Below are 16,157 nucleotides of genomic sequence, written 5' to 3'. Positions count from 1 at the left end.
AGTTGGTTTTAAGAGAATACCAATCTACTTGCATTAGATCACAATACAGTTATATTTCGTAGCAACGAATCTCATAAATCGAAGCTTCCGTACTCCCATTCGTAGCATGCACAACCACTCGAATTCGCTCTGCTAACACCGGTTCAGACAACCGATGCGAAACATGCCGTTGGTAATTATCGGTTATTCCCAAGACCACCCGCCACCTTTTTCCATCCCACGCTTCGATGCTGTAATCCCGAGGAGAGTCGGGTTCGCGGAAAAAGGCCGGGTATCGGTTAAGGTCCTGCAGCAGATGGCCAGGGAAAGTTAACTCTACCGTTCCGATCTGTTGAGGATTGCTCCAACGCAGTTCAAGCGACTGTGGGAGACTCTTCCCTGGCTCCGAGCGCCACAAATTGGTCGTTCGATGCGGCCTTGACGCTCCACTAGTCGTTCTTTCAGGGCCGAACACCGCCTGTGGCGGAGCTACTCGCAAGCTCATCGTTCGCCCATCCTCATGACTCCGCAGCCGGCCAGATTCCAATTCGCTTGCTGAAGGCAGCCCCTGATGCACGCTTGCTGCGCGATGCCATGACAATTCCTCCGCTCCGAAAACATCAAGACGAACATAACCGTCCTGCGGAAAGGCTTCTTCAGCTCTTTTATCCAGCTGTACCTGCCACTGCACCCAGCCGGTATACGCATCGGGAACTGTCAATTGAGCGAAGGCCAGAACACTCGTTGCTGAAACGGTATCCCTCTTATCCGTGGCTCCATTATGACTGCCGTTCACGCTGTAATCCCAGATGTGCTCGGTACGATGCAGTTCTACCGAGAACGTTTGCGGCTGATCCGTAGAATTAGCAATCCACATATCGACTTGCTCTAGCAGACCGCACACGGGTACCCATTGGCTGCGGCGAATGTCGAGCGAATCGGCATCAGGACCTGGCTCAACCGTCGTCAAAAAATCTTCACTACTGGCAGTGACTTCTGCACTGCGAGCGAGATCAAGCGGATCAGCGTTCGTTACATTCGGCAGGAAGCAGCCTCTACGCAGCAACGTTTGCTGTACCTTGGCAATGGCCGTAGTCGGTATATCCGGAATAGCAATGCCTTGCTGCAGTGCGATGGCGGCTGTCGTTCCAGCGGCTTGCCCCATAATCGCCGTCGTCGACATCACGCGAACCGTCCCAAGAGCAGCATGCGTTACACTTACATTCCGCCCTGCCATCATCAAATTGTCGATGTCCTTCGCAATCAGAATACGCAGCGGGATACCATAAGGACTGATAATTTCTCCCGCTCCCGGCAGCTCGCTTGTCGGCGCAAGTAGTCCTCCCGGGATATGTAAATCCAGATACCAGCCCCCGAAAGCGACCTCATCGGGAAAGGCTACTTCCTGCTGCACATCGTGCTCGGTCATTAGATAACGTCCAATAATGCGGCGGCTCTCCCGCTTCCCCGGCACTTGACCGATCCAATCAAGCGCATAATTCGCCGCTTTGTCTCGTGTCAGAGGGTCCTTATTTTTAATCCAATCCCACACCCCGAGAACATGGCGGGTAAGCTCATGACGAATGGTCTCCGCATCATGGATCGTATCCCAAGGCGTACCGAGCTCGAACCACCAGTAGCCGGCCCGAATGTCATAAGGCTTACGGTTATGCCCATAGAAGAAGGCCGGGTCGTCATAGGAAGCCGCCCATGAAGGCGCGTGAAACGGCGCTGTCCGTCCCGTATCACGAGCGCGAAAATGAATGGAGCTGCCCATCGTATCACTGCTTGCCCTCTCCGGTGCATGCAGCTCTCCGTATTCGTCTCGACCCTCTGAGCCCATCCGCCATTCGTTGCCTGCCAGTGCTGCAATTGTGCCATCCCCGGTACAATCGATAAAGACCTTCCCTTCAATTCGCAGGTCTGTCTCAGCGCCGAGAATATGACCGGTTACAGCGGTAATCTGCCGCTCTCCATGCTTGTGCACTTGCTGCACCGTGGTGTTCAAATAAACAGTCAGATTATCTGTCCTTACCGCCAAATCATACAGCGTCATATCCCATACGCTGTTCGTCCAACCATTATTGTGGAATTGCTCATGATTATTCGCCCGATCCGTGCCTGCAAGCTCCGTAAGGATGCCTGTTTCGCGCGCATAAGCATGAAATCGTCCGGCACCGTGTGGAGTCACGCGAATCTCCGACGAGCTGTTGCCACCGAGGACAGGACGGTCCTGCAGCAGTGCAGTTACGGCACCCTCTCGTGCCGCAGCTATTGCTGCACTAAGGCCAGCCAAACCTCCACCAATAACGACTACGTCATATGATGCCGATTTGCTGCTCATCTTGCCCCTCCACTCCCTTCTTCCGATGTTCTTGCATAATGGGTTGCCCTTCTAGAAACTGCTTCTGCCACTTCAACGGATTGAATGGCAGTTGTAATTCCGCCGGTGGTCTGAAGACCGGTACGAAGTTCATTAAAGAAGCCGGCATTTTCCTCATAAAATCCGTTAACCACATAAGGCTCTTCACTTCCCGCTATCGCAGCACCAGCCCAACTGGCTGTTCGATGATTACTAGACCAAAGCTCGGCACTGCCAGGTGAATCATGTGATGTCCAAAAAGGAAGCTTTAACCGGAGAGAAACTCCCTCACCTGAAACCTCCACACGCTCATACACTGCTCCCGCAACGGGATAATAGTTTAGACTGAATGTGATTCCGGACAGAAACTCCCCTTCAAGCGCAACATTAGTTACACCTGCCCCCAGATGCGGAAGCTTTCTGTACCGCAGACGAATATTGCTATAGTCAGAGCCGACCAACTCGCGCAGTGCATCTATACCGTGAATAACCGTAACCGATGCATCCTCATCGTCCGTTCGCCCAACTCTGCTGATATCGTATGCAATATGATGAAGACGACCAGCAGCACTCCATTCCTCCAATTGACTGCGAGCTTGAATGACAAGCGGCATATACCGTCTGTTAAAAGCTACCCGATTCGGAATCTCAGACCCGTCAGGCCGCTGCGCCGCTGCAGCAATTTGCAACGCTTCCTCCTTTGACACGCCCGGAGGCTTCTCCAACAGCAGTGGATATCCTCGCTCCAAGATCGAAACCGCCAGACCTGCAATGTGCGGCGCCGGCACCAGCAGACAAACCACGTCCGGACGCTCTTTCTCCAGCGCTTCTTCCACTTGGGTATACGTCCGGGTAAAGCCGAATTCTGCAGCGAACGCGGCAGCCTTTACTGGGTCAGCATCTACACAGGCGACAAGCTCCGTATCCGGATGCTCCGCCACATAACGCCGGTAGGCTGGTCCATGTCCTCGCCAGGCAATGCTGCCGCATCCGACAACACAAATTTTAAACGTCACTACCTGTCCACTCCTTCGCTAATTGCTCTGCACGCTTTAATGCTTTAATCTCTCGTGGCAAATGAATGTCATACGGCTCCCATTGAAACCATTCCCCGCTTAAATAACCGGTATAGCCGATGGCTTGCAGAGCATGAATAACCTCCGCGTGATCAATGTCTCCGCTGCCGATGGCCAGGTACTGCGGATGCCCGTTCTCCCGCTTCGGACCAGCAGCACCATCGTGCACATGCACATGCTTAATATAGGGCCCAAGTATATGAGCTACTTCAGCCGGAGAAGCATTTCCTTCATGCTGCGTGTGCAGCACATCCCACAATACGCCCAAACCGGGAAGATTCACTCTTCGCAGCAGTTCTGCGAGTGTATGTGGGGCCGACCAGTCATCATGTGTTTCTAACAGCAGCGTAATCCCTTCTCTTTGTGCAATCGGCGCAAGCTGGCCAAGAGCCGCAATCACTCTATTCGTAGCGCTCTCTCTAGAATCTTCTGTAGCGATTCGGCCGCAAAACAACCGAACAAACGGAATACCCACATCCTTTGCCAGCGTAATAGCCTCTGATGCAGCTGCTAGTTGATTCTCAGCATCCACAACCGTTGTGAATCGGGAGGAAATACCTAGAGCTGTCAGTGCGATGCCACTTCTAGCTGCTTCTTGACGGAGAGCTAAGCGCGTTTCTCTGCTAGCTGTCACTTCAATGCCATGAGCATGATCAACGCCACTACGAATTTCCAAGCCGTGATATCCGGAATTACGCGCCGTCTCTAAGAGCTCCGTCAACGTAAGCTGTGGGGCAGATGCCGTGTTAAATGCGTATTTCATGCCAGTCCCCCTTGTGTGTACTTTTATAAAATGACTGTAACTTAAGTAATGAACAAGCCACATGCCCGATCCTCTACTACTCGTTTCTTGAAAAAACGCACGTTACTCCTAATTTTGCGCACAGCAAAATCACCGGCGCTGAGCAGGATGGCCGCCGGTGTTTATTTTCCACGCAATCTAACAGCGCACCTCCCTTTAAACTTGGCGGGATCGCTTGCGAAAAGCTTGCGGGGATAACCCCATCTTTTTCTTGAATGTTTTGCAAAAATACGCACTGCTATTGAATCCTGTCTGCTTCCCGATCTGCACCACCGGACGGTCGGTCACCGAGAGCAGTAAGCAGGACTCACGGAGCCTGCGAGCAATAATGTATTGGCTGAGCGTACACCCGGTTTCCTCACTGAACAAATGTGAAGCATAAAAAGGAGAGACATGCAGGCTTTCGGCCAGCTTTTCCAATGAAAATTCCTCATGGTAATGCTCCTCAATCCAGTTCATCATATGTTCAATATGACGTCCCTCACGTTTATCTATGATCTCAACCGGTTGGTGCTCAGATGCTCTTTCGTACATTTTGCGCATTGTCCGCATGAAATCTATCAGGAACAGAAGCAGTTCCTCTTGACGTTCATAATTTGGCACTTCCGCTAACCGCTGCTTGAATTGCTCGGATAGGACGTCGAAGCTTGCGACCTCTTCCACTGTTAGTGAGAACAGCTGGCGTTCCAGCTTGCCTTTCCATATTCGTTGAAAAAAAGCATGTAAGCTCGGGAACAACGCAGCATAGCGGTCGAACAAATAGGGGTCGAACACAATTGGCGTACGCACATAGGGAGGCTCCATTTTAAAATGGTGAAGCTGGTAAGGTTGAATGATAACAAGCGTTCCGGAACCAACGGAATGGACCTTTTGTTCCAGAATAAGCTGTCCCTGCCCTTCCAGCACCAGTACAATCTCAAGGCCTTGATGTGCGTTTACGATTTCCAAATGACCCTTGCGAGTCGCAAGGCGGTGAAAGAAAAGGAAGTTCTGCTCGACAAGCTGCGGTACCGGATTAATCAGCCGGCTCATCTGCCGGTCATCTCCTGCTGCAGCCAATCAAAGGAATGAGCGCCACCGATTTCATGCCCGCCTTCAAAGATCTCCACCTGGAACCGGTCCGCCGCGCCAAGCTTTTCATACTGTTGTTTCAATATGTCTGCCGCTTTAATCGCTCCTTGAACTGGGAATATATGATCTCTTCTCCCGACTTCCAGGTATAACGAGCGAGGAGCGATCAGCCCGATCAGGTCCGGCATATCCCCCAACTCGACGATGCCGGGAATGTAATCGCATAAACAATTTTGCCCGACAAAGAAGGAACTGTCTTCATAAGTGTTTGGATATCCGCTCAGTACGAGTGCCGTCAGCCTTACATCCAGCGCTCCCGCCAAATAGCCCACAAAAGCACCGCCCGATAATCCCATCACACCGATACTCTCTCCCTGTATCTCCGGTCTGGCGAGCGCATAATCTGCCGCTATCAGCGTTTCCAATGTGCGTACACCTGCCAGCGTTTCACCCAGATGGATTAAATAAGAAGACAGCTTATAGCAAGAAGAGTTGCCTATCTCCTTCGGGTCCAAATGACTGTCCGCATTCAGCCGTCTCTCTCCGAAACCAAGCAATTCGGGCACGATTACAGCCAAGCCGCGCTTGACCAATGACAGGGCGAAATGCTTGTGGATACCTGTACCCTCCGGTTCGTCCTGTCCGTCCGGCGTAAGGCCGACCAGCTCGCGGCTACCATAACCGTGGCCATGCAGTGCTAGCACCGCGGGTACAGGATGATCGGCTGCTGCGGTTTTAGGAAGCAGAACATAGGCAGGCATTAGCAATCCGTCTCTCGTTTCAATCTCAATACGTTCCCGCACATAGTCTCCACAATCTATCGACTCCTTGTGGAAAGACTCAGGTGCTTCATACACAGCCTCTCCACTGCCTAGCTGAGCAATGCGTGCAGCTGGAATACGAAGAATTTGGGCCAGTCGTTCTCTGCGTCGCTGTCTTTCAGCATCATCGAGAACATCCGGTAATTTGGATGCTTCTTCTAGTTTATTTTTGTACAATGTATCGATAAAAGCATTCGGGGAGCCGCATCTCATCCTATCGCCTCTTTCTAATCTATAAGACAAACTTAAGATTTTCACTTAAGGCTCGGTCGTCACTACGGTGAATATTTGGACTTCCGGTCGCTGTTGTATCCAGATTTCTTCTTTATAAGCCGCTTTTTAGCGGTTGAAATCTGGATACAAAGGCGATCGCATTCGCTCCTACAGTTCCAAACCTTCCCCTTCGTTCCTTCTCGCTCTTTGTTACGTTCTTTTATTCATCTTATATGGATTTATAATTCTTGTGTAATGATTGTACTTAATTGTCCTCAAAGTTGAGCCCCTGAACAGCATTCAGAATCATTGTGCCAACATGCAAGTTGGAATGAAAAGTGCGTAACAGTAAGGGTTAGCATTACTTTTCTGCTATCATAGTATGGGTTATCCCAGATGTAAAGTTGGATATTAAAACGTAGCAATATAGTTATACCTATACACAACGTACGACAATGATCGCAATATAATTCAATATTTGCTCAACATCTTATCTCTTTAATACATTATGCTTGAATGCAGGAGGGAGAGATTCCGAATGAAAGATAACACTTCATGGACCATTGCTACGGCAGGGCAAGCGTTGCGGGACGGTCGACTATCCCCTTCATCCCTGCTGGATTTGCATCTGCAGCGTATTGCTTATAACGAACCACACTATCGTACATTTATTCTGATCATGGAGGAAGATGCACGTGCTCAAGCTAGACAGGCCGAGCAGGAGCTGAGGAACGGAGTAGACCGTGGACCACTGCACGGCATTCCCATATCGGTCAAAGATATGATTGCGTATGCGGGTATACCAATGACGAACGGCTCAGGACGCACGCCCCCGTTCAAGCCAAGCATACACGCTCACATCGTAGAGCAGCTCCTTGAGGCTGGCGCCGTGATCATCGGCAAATCTCATCTGCATGAATTTGCGTATGGCAAGCATCACCCGGCATATGGTGCAACCGCTAATCCCTATCATCCTGACCGATTGCCGGGCGGTTCCAGTTCCGGCTCTGCCGCAGGTGTTGCTGCCGGGTTCGCGCTCGGCTCTATCGGGACCGATTCTGCAGGGTCGATCCGGGTGCCGGCCAGTTTTTGCGGAGTCGTAGGGTTCAAACCTACCACTAACCGCCTCAGCCTGGCAGGGATTACACCGCTCACTCCTTCGCTGGATCATGCCGGCATTATCACCCGCACCTGTGAAGATGCTGCGCTACTATTTAACGAATTGATTCTTAGCACTAACGTAACGCCTAAAGAAACTGACGGTAGGATACAGCGGCAACCATTAACAACTCCATCAAGGTTCGGTGTGCCCATCGCCTACCTGCAATCGACGACCGATCCGGAAGTCCGTGCTGCAGTACTGGAAGTCGTTCGCGCACTTGAGGGTCAAGGTGCAACCGTAGAGTGGCTTCCTACCGATCTGCCTATTCAAGAAATCAAAGAAAAGACTTGGAGTATCCTTCATTATGAGGCGTACTCTACGCACAGCAATCTTTTAATGGATTGGGCTGAAGGCTACAGTGAGCCGCTGCGAAGCAACTTGCGTTTGGGACAAGCTATCACAGAGGCAGACTATAACCATTGCCTATCCTGGCGTGATTCCTCAGCCCACTTGATTGATCAGCTGTTTACGGGCATCGACGTCATCCTTACGCCTACCTGTCCCGTCACGGCCGGACCCATTCATAACACGAGTACCAATAGACTAGCCAACGGCGAATTCACGCCACTAGCCAATTTGTGGGGACTACCCGCGCTCACGCTGCCCATCGGTTTGTCACAGGATGGCTTGCCCATAGGCTTACAGATAACAGGAAGACAGGGTGAAGACCGCAGCGTGCTGGCAGCCAGTGTATATATCGAACAAATCCTAGATGCAGCCAAGCTGTGGCAGCTGCCATAAGCATACGAGCAAGTAGTTTAACTATCCTGAGCAGCATTGATAGGATCTTGATGAACGATAGTTTGACACTTACCTTTCGGCAATACAACAACGACTGATTCACGGTAGTCTAAACAACTGACCACTTCGTATTGGCTAAAAAATAGGCCGTCCCCAAGTGCAGAGTATCTGCTAGGAGACGGCCTTGGTAGAATAATTAGACTCACGATATTATTCAAGTTCTGCTATGTATTCAACTATTCTTGATTTTAATTTCTATATTCTAACCAGCTGTTTTTTCCTACTTCTAACGAAAAAAATAAAGAGAACAATTTGTATTAATAATGATAAAACAGATAATCTCAAATCAATCAACATTAAAATAGGTGAAACTATCAAACAAGCTATTAAAAACCATCTGTATTTACTATTAATTCCTAAATTCCCCTCCATTAATAATGATATAATCACCCAAATCATTGTTCCACTTAGAATCAATGAGATGAACATTATAAATAGAATAATAGATGCTAGTATATTATTTTGATTTAGTAACAGGAGAATAAAATATGTGGTTACAATAACAATAATGAAAACTAATATAATTGGCTTAAAAGGTCTATATAACCTCGAAACTGTCTCAAATACATCAGAAGAAGTATTTGATGAAATTAATTTAGATTTTTCTTTATGAAGCTTATCACATTCTAATTGAATAAATGTCATTAGCGTCCGTAAAACGGATATATCTGCTCGCAAATAGTAATCCCTTACAATCTTTTTGATATCATTTGTGAAATAAGCACTTGATTCACCAAGCTTATTATAAAAGTTCTGTACAGCGAACGCATCACTTGGTCTATGGATAATCTGAGCTATAGCAGCTTCCACTGACGAATACATGTCCAACTGTTTTTGAACAAGAGCTAATTTATCATTATTATCTTTCTCCATCAATACTTTGAATTCTTTATACAACCAAATAAGAACAGTAGTAAAAACTGTAATTGCTAGTGACCAGCCAGGATTTGCTTTAAAGTAAGTTAAAATTTCTTGCATCATGTATGAGTGTACCCCTGTTTTTTATATAGAATGTTAGGATTTATTAAAGGCTAGACTTTTATGATAAATATAAATTTCAGTTACTTCATTGGAATCTTAAATCCAATCATCGAAAAAATAAATTTTCAAACTCATGCTCTTTAATTTTCCGTATTGCTACTTCAGAATATTTGTTTTGTGCCTTTAAGGGGCGTGGATGAGGTACAAAGAATAGTGATTTATTTTCATATTTCTTATCCTCAGATTTTAACACCTCATAGCAATATGTCTTGCTTAATGCATTTTTAAAGGTACTAACTAAATCAGGATTACTTTTTTGTTGCTTAAGAATTCCCTTATGTCCTTTGATTCCCCAACCGATGAAAATATATTTAGCTTCCGAGATAGCAGCAGAGATAAAATTCCAATTAATTTCCTCAAAAGCAAAATGAGCGGAATTTAATTTACTGCTAGAACCGCTAATAATACTAGAGATATTCACAACATACAGTGTGTGACAATCGTGAGCTTTTGCAACATTAATTAACTGATCAACCGTCTTATCAGATTTATTATGTGCGGCATTACTAGGATTCATCATAATTGCTGTAAAGATATTCTCACCTTGTTCCCAACGTTTTTCTAAAAAATAACGCCGTGAGTGGTATTTATCAAAAACTGCATTTCCTGAAGTACCTGCAAATGTTCCTGTTTCGGATAGTAACAGCTTGGAATTAGCCAAATTAAAAAACCACAACTTAATCCCCCCATTTAATTGATATTTTTACTTAATTATATATTCTCATACTAAAAATTACCTCATCTCTTAATTTTATCATTTTTAATAGTCCTAAAGCATCCTCAGGCATGAGAATTATAAGATTGTCAAATAGGCTGTCCCTTGAGCAAAAATTTCTGCAAAGGGGACAGCCTATTTTCGTTACTGCATGATATAAATTTTTGTTAAGTACACCAAATTACCAATCTGCTCAAGTGGAGGAGTAGCCTGCAAGTATTCACGTAGCAACTAGTGCCGCAACCATCCCCCTAAATTGGCGTATTAAAGAAAAACTGGAAAGGATGACGTTCAGATGTCGGCGCTGCTCAAAAATATCCGGACACCTACCTTTATTTTCTTTTCGTGTGTTCTGGTCCTGTCCGTAATGGTAGCGATTCTGTCCAAACCTTATTTCACAGAGCGTATCTTCTATGTAGATAACTACAAATACTCTTTCTACAGTGAACAAGATAATCTCGTCACCTATCGAAGCAAAACAAACGATCCGATACAAGTAAATCTTGATCATGGGAAACGTACAGTCACCATCCAGCACCAGGAGTATTTTATTACGAAAATCGATTCTTCACCCAGTTTGAATTATAAAGTGATATATCCTAACGGCCACAAATACGAAGTCCATGATTCTTCCGGAATATTATTGAGCTTCGATGTAAATGGAAATTACATCTCTGAAGTCTCCACTCGCCGTTCAAGCCTTCTGAACCACTGTCCACGGCAAAAGCTATCAAGAAATCAATGCAGCAAAAAGACACTGAGATTTTATTCATCAGTGTCTTTCTTGTTGTTACTTTTCCACCAACATCATATTTCATCGTTGAACTCAGAGTCGTATTTTAAAGCAGCTTAATCAGCTCTTCTAGCTCATCAACCAATACTTTTGCATGTTCAAAATTAGTATCTTTCAAGGCCAATTCGATTTTCATTTCAACTGATTTCTTCTTTTGTTCAGTTTCTAAATAGTCTTTATCAAAATGACTAGCATAAATCATCTGTTTGAATTTTTTCATTTTCATTTTTCTAATCGTCTTATCGTCAATGATTAGTACATAATCCATACCATTTACAACAGAATAGAAATCATGAGAAATCATGAGTATCGCACCTTTATAGTCTTCGATGGCTTTCTCCAGTGCTATTTGTGTATAGGTGTCTAAATGGCTTGTCGGTTCATCAAGAAGCAATACGTTTGCTTTACTGGCAGAAACTTTAGCCAATTGAAGTATATTTTTTTCTCCACCAGATAATGATTCTATCTTCTGATTAACGCTTTCTCCTTCAAATCCATAATTTGAAAGATACGATCTAACCTCGTCGTAGGTACTAATTCCAGCATCAATAAATTCTTCAAGAATTGTATTAGAATCATTTAGCACTTCGCCTTGTAGCTGAGATAAATAAGCCACTTTAGCATCAGCATTTATTACAATTGAATCGTGATTATTCTTAAAAATTTCTCGAAGTAAAGTCGTTTTCCCAGTACCGTTTGCCCCGATAATAGCTACTTTATCTGTAGATTTTATCTCAAAGTTAACATTTCCCAAAAGCAACTCTTCAAAGGTAACACCATAATTATTGACATTTACAACAATGGTGTCTTCAATCTCATTTTCAATACCAAAACTGATTTTCGGTTGCTTAATATCAACAAAAGGCGCTTTAATTCTACGTGCTTCCAATCTCTCTTGAAACTTAACTCTAGCTTTTAAGGCTCTCCCTCTAGATGCTTCTGAATTATAGGTTGCGATAGCTCTAAGATTATCAATTATGCTATCATATCTCTCAATTTCTTCAGCTTCAGCGACTGCGATTTCTTGCAACTCTATTTTTGTCTGAAGTAACGAGAAGTTATACTCAATATATCGCCCATCAAACTCTTGAATCTCCGTGTTTTCAAGGTGGATAATTTTGTTGAAACAATGATTCAATAGATATCGGTTGTGCGTAACAACTAACAGTATGCCTTTGTGTGCATTAATTAGATTTTTAAGTGCATTTAGGTTTTCAAAGTCTAAAAATACATCGGGTTCATCCATAATCATTAAGTCTGGACTATTAAGCATTTCCTTCATCACTTGAATAAGTTTGAATTCCCCGCCGCTCAGGTCAGATACCCTAACATCTTTTAGGTTCATGAGGTTTGCAAGATTTAGCTTCTTATTAATGTTGCTTTCAAAATCGTTCCCACCTATTGCATCAAATGCGTCTAAAGCTAATTGATACTTTTCTAACAGCACTTCAATATCCAATGAAGTTTCCATTTCAGTACAAATGGTTTCTATTTCAAGTTGTTTCTTAATAAATTCTTCTCCGATATATTCAAAAACAGTTGTTTCTTTCGATCTGTCTAGCTCAGAGAACTGACTTACAAACCCAATTTTACAAGTCGGGTCTATTTCTAACTTGCCCTCGAACAAATATCTTTCTGGATCCATCAGTATATCTATCAGTGTACTCTTCCCACTGCCACTTGTTCCTATAAAAGCGCAATGTTGTGTCTCTTCAAGCGTAAATGAAATGTTTTTGTATAGTTCTTTTTGTGGAAATGAGAAGGATAAGTTATCTACTTTTATCATGGTGTTACCTTTCTTTGTAACTAAATTGGTGACTATCATTAGATGTATTGCAAACATAGATTTTGAGTTTACCGTTGTTAGAGTAACACTGTTTACAACCAACTTCAATCATTAATAATAGACGCTGTTCTCGGATTGAATATGCTTGGCAAAAAAATAGTCTGTCCCCTCTGCAGAAATTCCTGCTCAAGGGACAGACTATTTTCATTATTATTTTACAATCTCGTTAATTCACGCCGCATCCTGAGCCTGTTGTTTAGCAGCTTTCTTGCTACCCGGCCGCAGCAGCAATAGCACGACGATAAAGGATGCCGAAATAAATACAATCGAGCCAATAATCGCTGTAGAGATCCCAGCTGTAAATTGTGCGTCCGTAGGCGTTCCAGTTCGAACGAATGATCCGAACACCGCTGTAAGTACAGCCAGTCCAAGCGATCCACCCGTTTGATGCGCCACATTGACCAACCCCGATGCAGCCCCTGCATCACGTGGATCAACACCAGCCAGACCAAAAGTCGTAAACGGAATAAACACAATGCCTGCACCCATCCCCAATATGACCATCGGAATCAGAATCCCTGGGAAGAACTTCAAGTCCGTTGAAATCTGACTCATAAAGCTCATGGCGATGATGACAATAAAAATCCCACTAATGAGCACTTTCGCATTTCCGAAACGAGAGACAAGCCATGGCATGGCATACATCATCCCGAACTGAACCATAGTCATAGGAAGAAAGGCAAGGCCAGTCTCGAGTGCCGTAAAACCAAGCACATGCTGCAAGAATTGCGACATGAAGAAGAACATAGAGAACATACCGCCCACAAACAATAGTCTACCCAAATATGCGCCAGACCGTTCACGGCTTGAGAATAGACGAAGCGGTGTAATCGGCTGTTCAACCCGTGACTCGATAAAGGCAAAGGCTGCCAGCAGAATAACTCCTGTGAGTAATGAGGTTATAGTTACAGCATTTCCCCATCCGTCGTCTGCCGCGCGGACAAAACCATATACGAGAGCTGTCAGACCAACCACAGAAGTAATAGCCCCCATGATATCAAAACGACCAGTGCTTTTATTCGTCTCCGGCAAAAACTTCGGTGCCAGCACGAGCAATAGAATACCGATCGGTACATTAATGAACATACCTACGCGCCAGGACACCCAGTCCGTTAACATACCGCCTACAACTAGACCAATACTTCCACCGGCCCCATTGACCGCACTGTACATGGCAATAGCTTTTACCCGTTCCTTGGTCTCCACAAAACTAACAGATAACAGCGCCAATGCTGAAGGCGTGGCCAATGCGGCCCCGATTCCTTGCAAAGCACGGGTGAAAAAGAGCATCTCAGCAGATTGAGCTAACCCGGCCAATAACGATGCAACTGTAAAAATTGCTGTCCCGATAATAAAAACCCGTCTTCGGCCAACGAGATCCCCCGCTCTTGCTCCAAGCAGCAAAAAGCCCCCAAATGCCAGAACGTATGCATTTTGCACCCAAGTCAGGCTCGTTGTCGCAAGGTGTAGTCCGCGACCAATCTCAGGAAGTGCCGTGATCATAATGGATGCATCGAGCACAACCATAAGCTGACAAATGATGATGATGGCCAGAATAATATTATTATTTGACTGTCGGATAACAATCATCCTTTCTTGATGAATGAACTTAAGATACTGACAACCATCTGAATGATTAAATTCAGTTATGCTTAGCAATTGGCTATTTGCCAAAAGCATGGATCGACGTCGCTGGATTAGAATAACACGCATTTATACCAAAGTAAACAAAAAGTATTTATTTTGTCTATTTTGTATTTCGTGTATTTCTTGTATTTAATGCTGTATAATAAAGTGACAAGGTTTGAGAGATTGGAGTTGAATCCAGCACAATGAATACACAAGTGGAACCGAGAGTAAAACTACTCAAGAAACTAATAAATTCTGTGATGAAAGATGGATTCCAGCATTTGCGGATGGATGACATCGCCAAGCATATGGATGTAAGCCGGGCAACTATGTACAAATACTTCTCGTCTAAAGAGGAAGTTATAGCGGGTGTCGTGCAAATTTTTGTTAATTATATCGAAAAGCTCGCCGACCGCAACCCCGAGGATGATGAGCGTTCATTCGGGATCTGGTTCCAAAAGCTGTTCGATCAGACCGTAGCGCTCGTGGGTAAAATCACTGATATTTTCCTCAAGGATCTTCAGACGATCTATCCGGAACTGTACGATCAACTGAGAGCGGTACTGAGCAGACGCGAGCAACAGGCCCTCATCTTCTACCGCGAAGGAAAAGAAAAAGGCATCTTTAACCCCATTAATGAGCGACTGATCCTGCTCCAGGATGATCTGCTGCTACGTGAAATCATCAATGTAAAGTATCTGCTGCAAAATCAAATCTCCATCGAGCAGGTGCTATACGACTACTACAACCTTAAGAAAATACAGTTGTTCAAAGCAGATAAGCTCGACATCGTGGATGATTCGTTGATTGAGCCGGTCATTCAGCATGTCGTGGATAAGTTTAATCGGGCGTTGTCTTGTTAGAGGGTCTGAGAATAAGCAAAGAGTTAGTAAAACGAAAAAGTTGACTTTGCAGATAGCGAGGTCAACTTTTTTAAAGATTTTATCAGCGAGATATGTGCTTTAATTTTTTATTATATCTATTTGGACATGTGTCAAAAGAAGCCTCACCTTTTCAAATCGCCTGCATAAATTAGGTAACATCTAAGATGCCTAGAGGTGGATGTAGATGACTTATTATTGTCCTTACTGTAATCGTTGGATGGACTATGCAACAAAAAATAACACAACAATCATTGATGAATGGAATTATGTCCTTGCTCCGCCTCCGCCTAAGCTGCAATTCGTCACTGTCGACCCGAAAACAAGCGCACTGCTCGTTTTAGATATGGAAAAGACGATATGTAATAATCCTCGCTGTATTGCATCCATCTCAACTATCAAACCGTTACTGACGAAAAGCCGTGAACGGGACATGTTAGTTATCTATAGCCTCACACATAATGGAAATGTCTCTGATATTGTTCCTCAGCTTTCTCCCTTACCCAATGAACCCGTAGTGAAATCAAACGTTGATAAATTTTATGAAACTGATCTCGATCAAATCCTAAAAGAGCATGGCATAAAAACAGTGATCGTTACCGGGTATGCCGCTAATGGTGCAGTCCTTCATACAGCAACAAGCGCTGCTTTTCGGGGATATCATGTCATTGTTCCTGTTGACGGAATTTCAGCGTTTAATCCTTATGCCGAACAGTATACATCTTGGCATATGTTGAATAGTCCGGGGACTCGAAATCAAGCCGTTTTAACCAAAGGAGATTGGATACAATTCGGTCATCAGCGTTGCTCAAACAGGAACGTTAGTTTAATGAAACAATGACAGTCTAGGACTTTATTTTCTTATCCTTGAACTGTCGCTCTTTTATTTCTAGGGTCAGTCTAATATACTGGAACCGAATTTCTCACCCACGAACGCTTAAACAACCACTATATAGGCTCAGTTT

12 protein-coding genes are annotated in these 16,157 nt (G+C 44.7%); 3 read left to right on the top strand and 9 right to left on the bottom strand.

The genetic code is table 11. The features are described from left to right. Positions 1-49: 49 nt before the first annotated feature. The 5 genes from ACFVRY_RS06705 to ACFVRY_RS06685 all read right to left on the bottom strand — a co-directional run bounded on the left by ACFVRY_RS06705 (position 50) and on the right by ACFVRY_RS06685 (position 6,324). Positions 50-2,323, bottom strand: a complete 2,274-nt coding sequence (locus tag ACFVRY_RS06705; RefSeq protein WP_387498570.1) for an FAD-dependent oxidoreductase — start codon at positions 2,321-2,323, stop codon at positions 50-52. Then, the gene (locus tag ACFVRY_RS06700; RefSeq protein WP_387498568.1) at positions 2,320-3,357 is read right to left on the bottom strand and encodes a Gfo/Idh/MocA family protein; all 1,038 of its coding nucleotides are present in this window, start codon (positions 3,355-3,357) and stop codon (positions 2,320-2,322) included. The genes ACFVRY_RS06705 and ACFVRY_RS06700 overlap by 4 nt, the downstream gene beginning before the upstream one ends. After that, a complete protein-coding gene (locus ACFVRY_RS06695; protein WP_387498566.1) occupies positions 3,347-4,180 on the bottom strand; it encodes a sugar phosphate isomerase/epimerase family protein in 834 nt (277 codons plus the stop codon). Before ACFVRY_RS06695 ends, ACFVRY_RS06700 begins: the two co-directional genes overlap by 11 nt. Positions 4,181-4,375: 195 nt before the next feature. Then, positions 4,376-5,251, bottom strand: coding sequence for an AraC family transcriptional regulator (locus tag ACFVRY_RS06690; protein ID WP_387498564.1), 876 nt, complete (start codon positions 5,249-5,251; stop codon positions 4,376-4,378). After that, positions 5,248-6,324, bottom strand: a complete 1,077-nt coding sequence (locus ACFVRY_RS06685; RefSeq protein WP_387498562.1) for a dienelactone hydrolase family protein — start codon at positions 6,322-6,324, stop codon at positions 5,248-5,250. The genes ACFVRY_RS06690 and ACFVRY_RS06685 overlap by 4 nt, the downstream gene beginning before the upstream one ends. A 538-nt stretch (positions 6,325-6,862) precedes the next feature. Between ACFVRY_RS06685 and ACFVRY_RS06680 the strand changes: the two genes are divergently transcribed. Continuing rightward, positions 6,863-8,227 (top strand): amidase, encoded by a 1,365-nt coding sequence (locus ACFVRY_RS06680; RefSeq protein WP_387498560.1) that lies wholly within the window; start codon positions 6,863-6,865, stop codon positions 8,225-8,227. 255 nt (positions 8,228-8,482) lie between these two features. Here ACFVRY_RS06680 and ACFVRY_RS06675 read toward each other — a convergent pair whose 3' ends face one another. The 4 genes from ACFVRY_RS06675 to ACFVRY_RS06660 all read right to left on the bottom strand — a co-directional run bounded on the left by ACFVRY_RS06675 (position 8,483) and on the right by ACFVRY_RS06660 (position 14,272). Beyond that, positions 8,483-9,268: a hypothetical protein gene (locus ACFVRY_RS06675; protein WP_387498558.1), complete on the bottom strand. Its 786-nt coding sequence runs from the start codon at positions 9,266-9,268 to the stop codon at positions 8,483-8,485. Between the two features lie 106 nt (positions 9,269-9,374). Then, entirely contained in the window at positions 9,375-10,004 is a 630-nt protein-coding gene (locus ACFVRY_RS06670) for a DUF1643 domain-containing protein (RefSeq protein ID WP_387498556.1), read from the bottom strand. An 878-nt stretch (positions 10,005-10,882) separates the two neighbouring features. Beyond that, complete coding sequence (locus ACFVRY_RS06665) at positions 10,883-12,622, bottom strand: ABC-F family ATP-binding cassette domain-containing protein (RefSeq protein ID WP_387498554.1); 1,740 nt, start codon at positions 12,620-12,622, stop codon at positions 10,883-10,885. Positions 12,623-12,853: 231 nt separating this feature from the next. Further along, positions 12,854-14,272 (bottom strand): MFS transporter, encoded by a 1,419-nt coding sequence (locus ACFVRY_RS06660; protein WP_387498552.1) that lies wholly within the window; start codon positions 14,270-14,272, stop codon positions 12,854-12,856. Between the two features lie 242 nt (positions 14,273-14,514). Between ACFVRY_RS06660 and ACFVRY_RS06655 the strand changes: the two genes are divergently transcribed. Both ACFVRY_RS06655 and ACFVRY_RS06650 read left to right on the top strand, forming a co-directional pair. Beyond that, complete coding sequence (locus ACFVRY_RS06655) at positions 14,515-15,174, top strand: TetR/AcrR family transcriptional regulator (protein ID WP_387498550.1); 660 nt, start codon at positions 14,515-14,517, stop codon at positions 15,172-15,174. Between the two features lie 238 nt (positions 15,175-15,412). Further along, positions 15,413-16,033, top strand: a complete 621-nt coding sequence (locus ACFVRY_RS06650) for a cysteine hydrolase family protein (RefSeq protein WP_387498548.1) — start codon at positions 15,413-15,415, stop codon at positions 16,031-16,033. Positions 16,034-16,157: the final 124 nt, after the last annotated feature.

Origin of the sequence: Paenibacillus sp. NPDC057934, from assembly GCF_042887565.1 — a bacterium.
Taxonomy (GTDB): domain Bacteria; phylum Bacillota; class Bacilli; order Paenibacillales; family Paenibacillaceae; genus Paenibacillus_AQ.
The sequence above is the reverse complement of the archived record's forward strand: the minus strand, read 5'-3'. Positions and strand labels throughout refer to the sequence as shown.

What these genes read in the sequence shown, in the direction of transcription:
- ACFVRY_RS06705 (WP_387498570.1), bottom strand. Translation starts at nt 2,323, where the DNA reads ATGAGCAGCAAATCGGCATCATATGACGTAGTCGTTATTGGTGGAGGT.
- ACFVRY_RS06685 (WP_387498562.1), bottom strand. Translation starts at nt 6,324, where the DNA reads ATGAGATGCGGCTCCCCGAATGCTTTTATCGATACATTGTACAAAAAT.
- ACFVRY_RS06690 (WP_387498564.1), bottom strand. Translation starts at nt 5,251, where the DNA reads ATGAGCCGGCTGATTAATCCGGTACCGCAGCTTGTCGAGCAGAACTTC.
- ACFVRY_RS06650 (WP_387498548.1), top strand. Translation starts at nt 15,413, where the DNA reads ATGGACTATGCAACAAAAAATAACACAACAATCATTGATGAATGGAAT.
- ACFVRY_RS06660 (WP_387498552.1), bottom strand. Translation starts at nt 14,272, where the DNA reads ATGATTGTTATCCGACAGTCAAATAATAATATTATTCTGGCCATCATC.
- ACFVRY_RS06695 (WP_387498566.1), bottom strand. Translation starts at nt 4,180, where the DNA reads ATGAAATACGCATTTAACACGGCATCTGCCCCACAGCTTACGTTGACG.
- ACFVRY_RS06665 (WP_387498554.1), bottom strand. Translation starts at nt 12,622, where the DNA reads ATGATAAAAGTAGATAACTTATCCTTCTCATTTCCACAAAAAGAACTA.
- ACFVRY_RS06680 (WP_387498560.1), top strand. Translation starts at nt 6,863, where the DNA reads ATGAAAGATAACACTTCATGGACCATTGCTACGGCAGGGCAAGCGTTG.
- ACFVRY_RS06675 (WP_387498558.1), bottom strand. Translation starts at nt 9,268, where the DNA reads ATGATGCAAGAAATTTTAACTTACTTTAAAGCAAATCCTGGCTGGTCA.
- ACFVRY_RS06655 (WP_387498550.1), top strand. Translation starts at nt 14,515, where the DNA reads ATGAATACACAAGTGGAACCGAGAGTAAAACTACTCAAGAAACTAATA.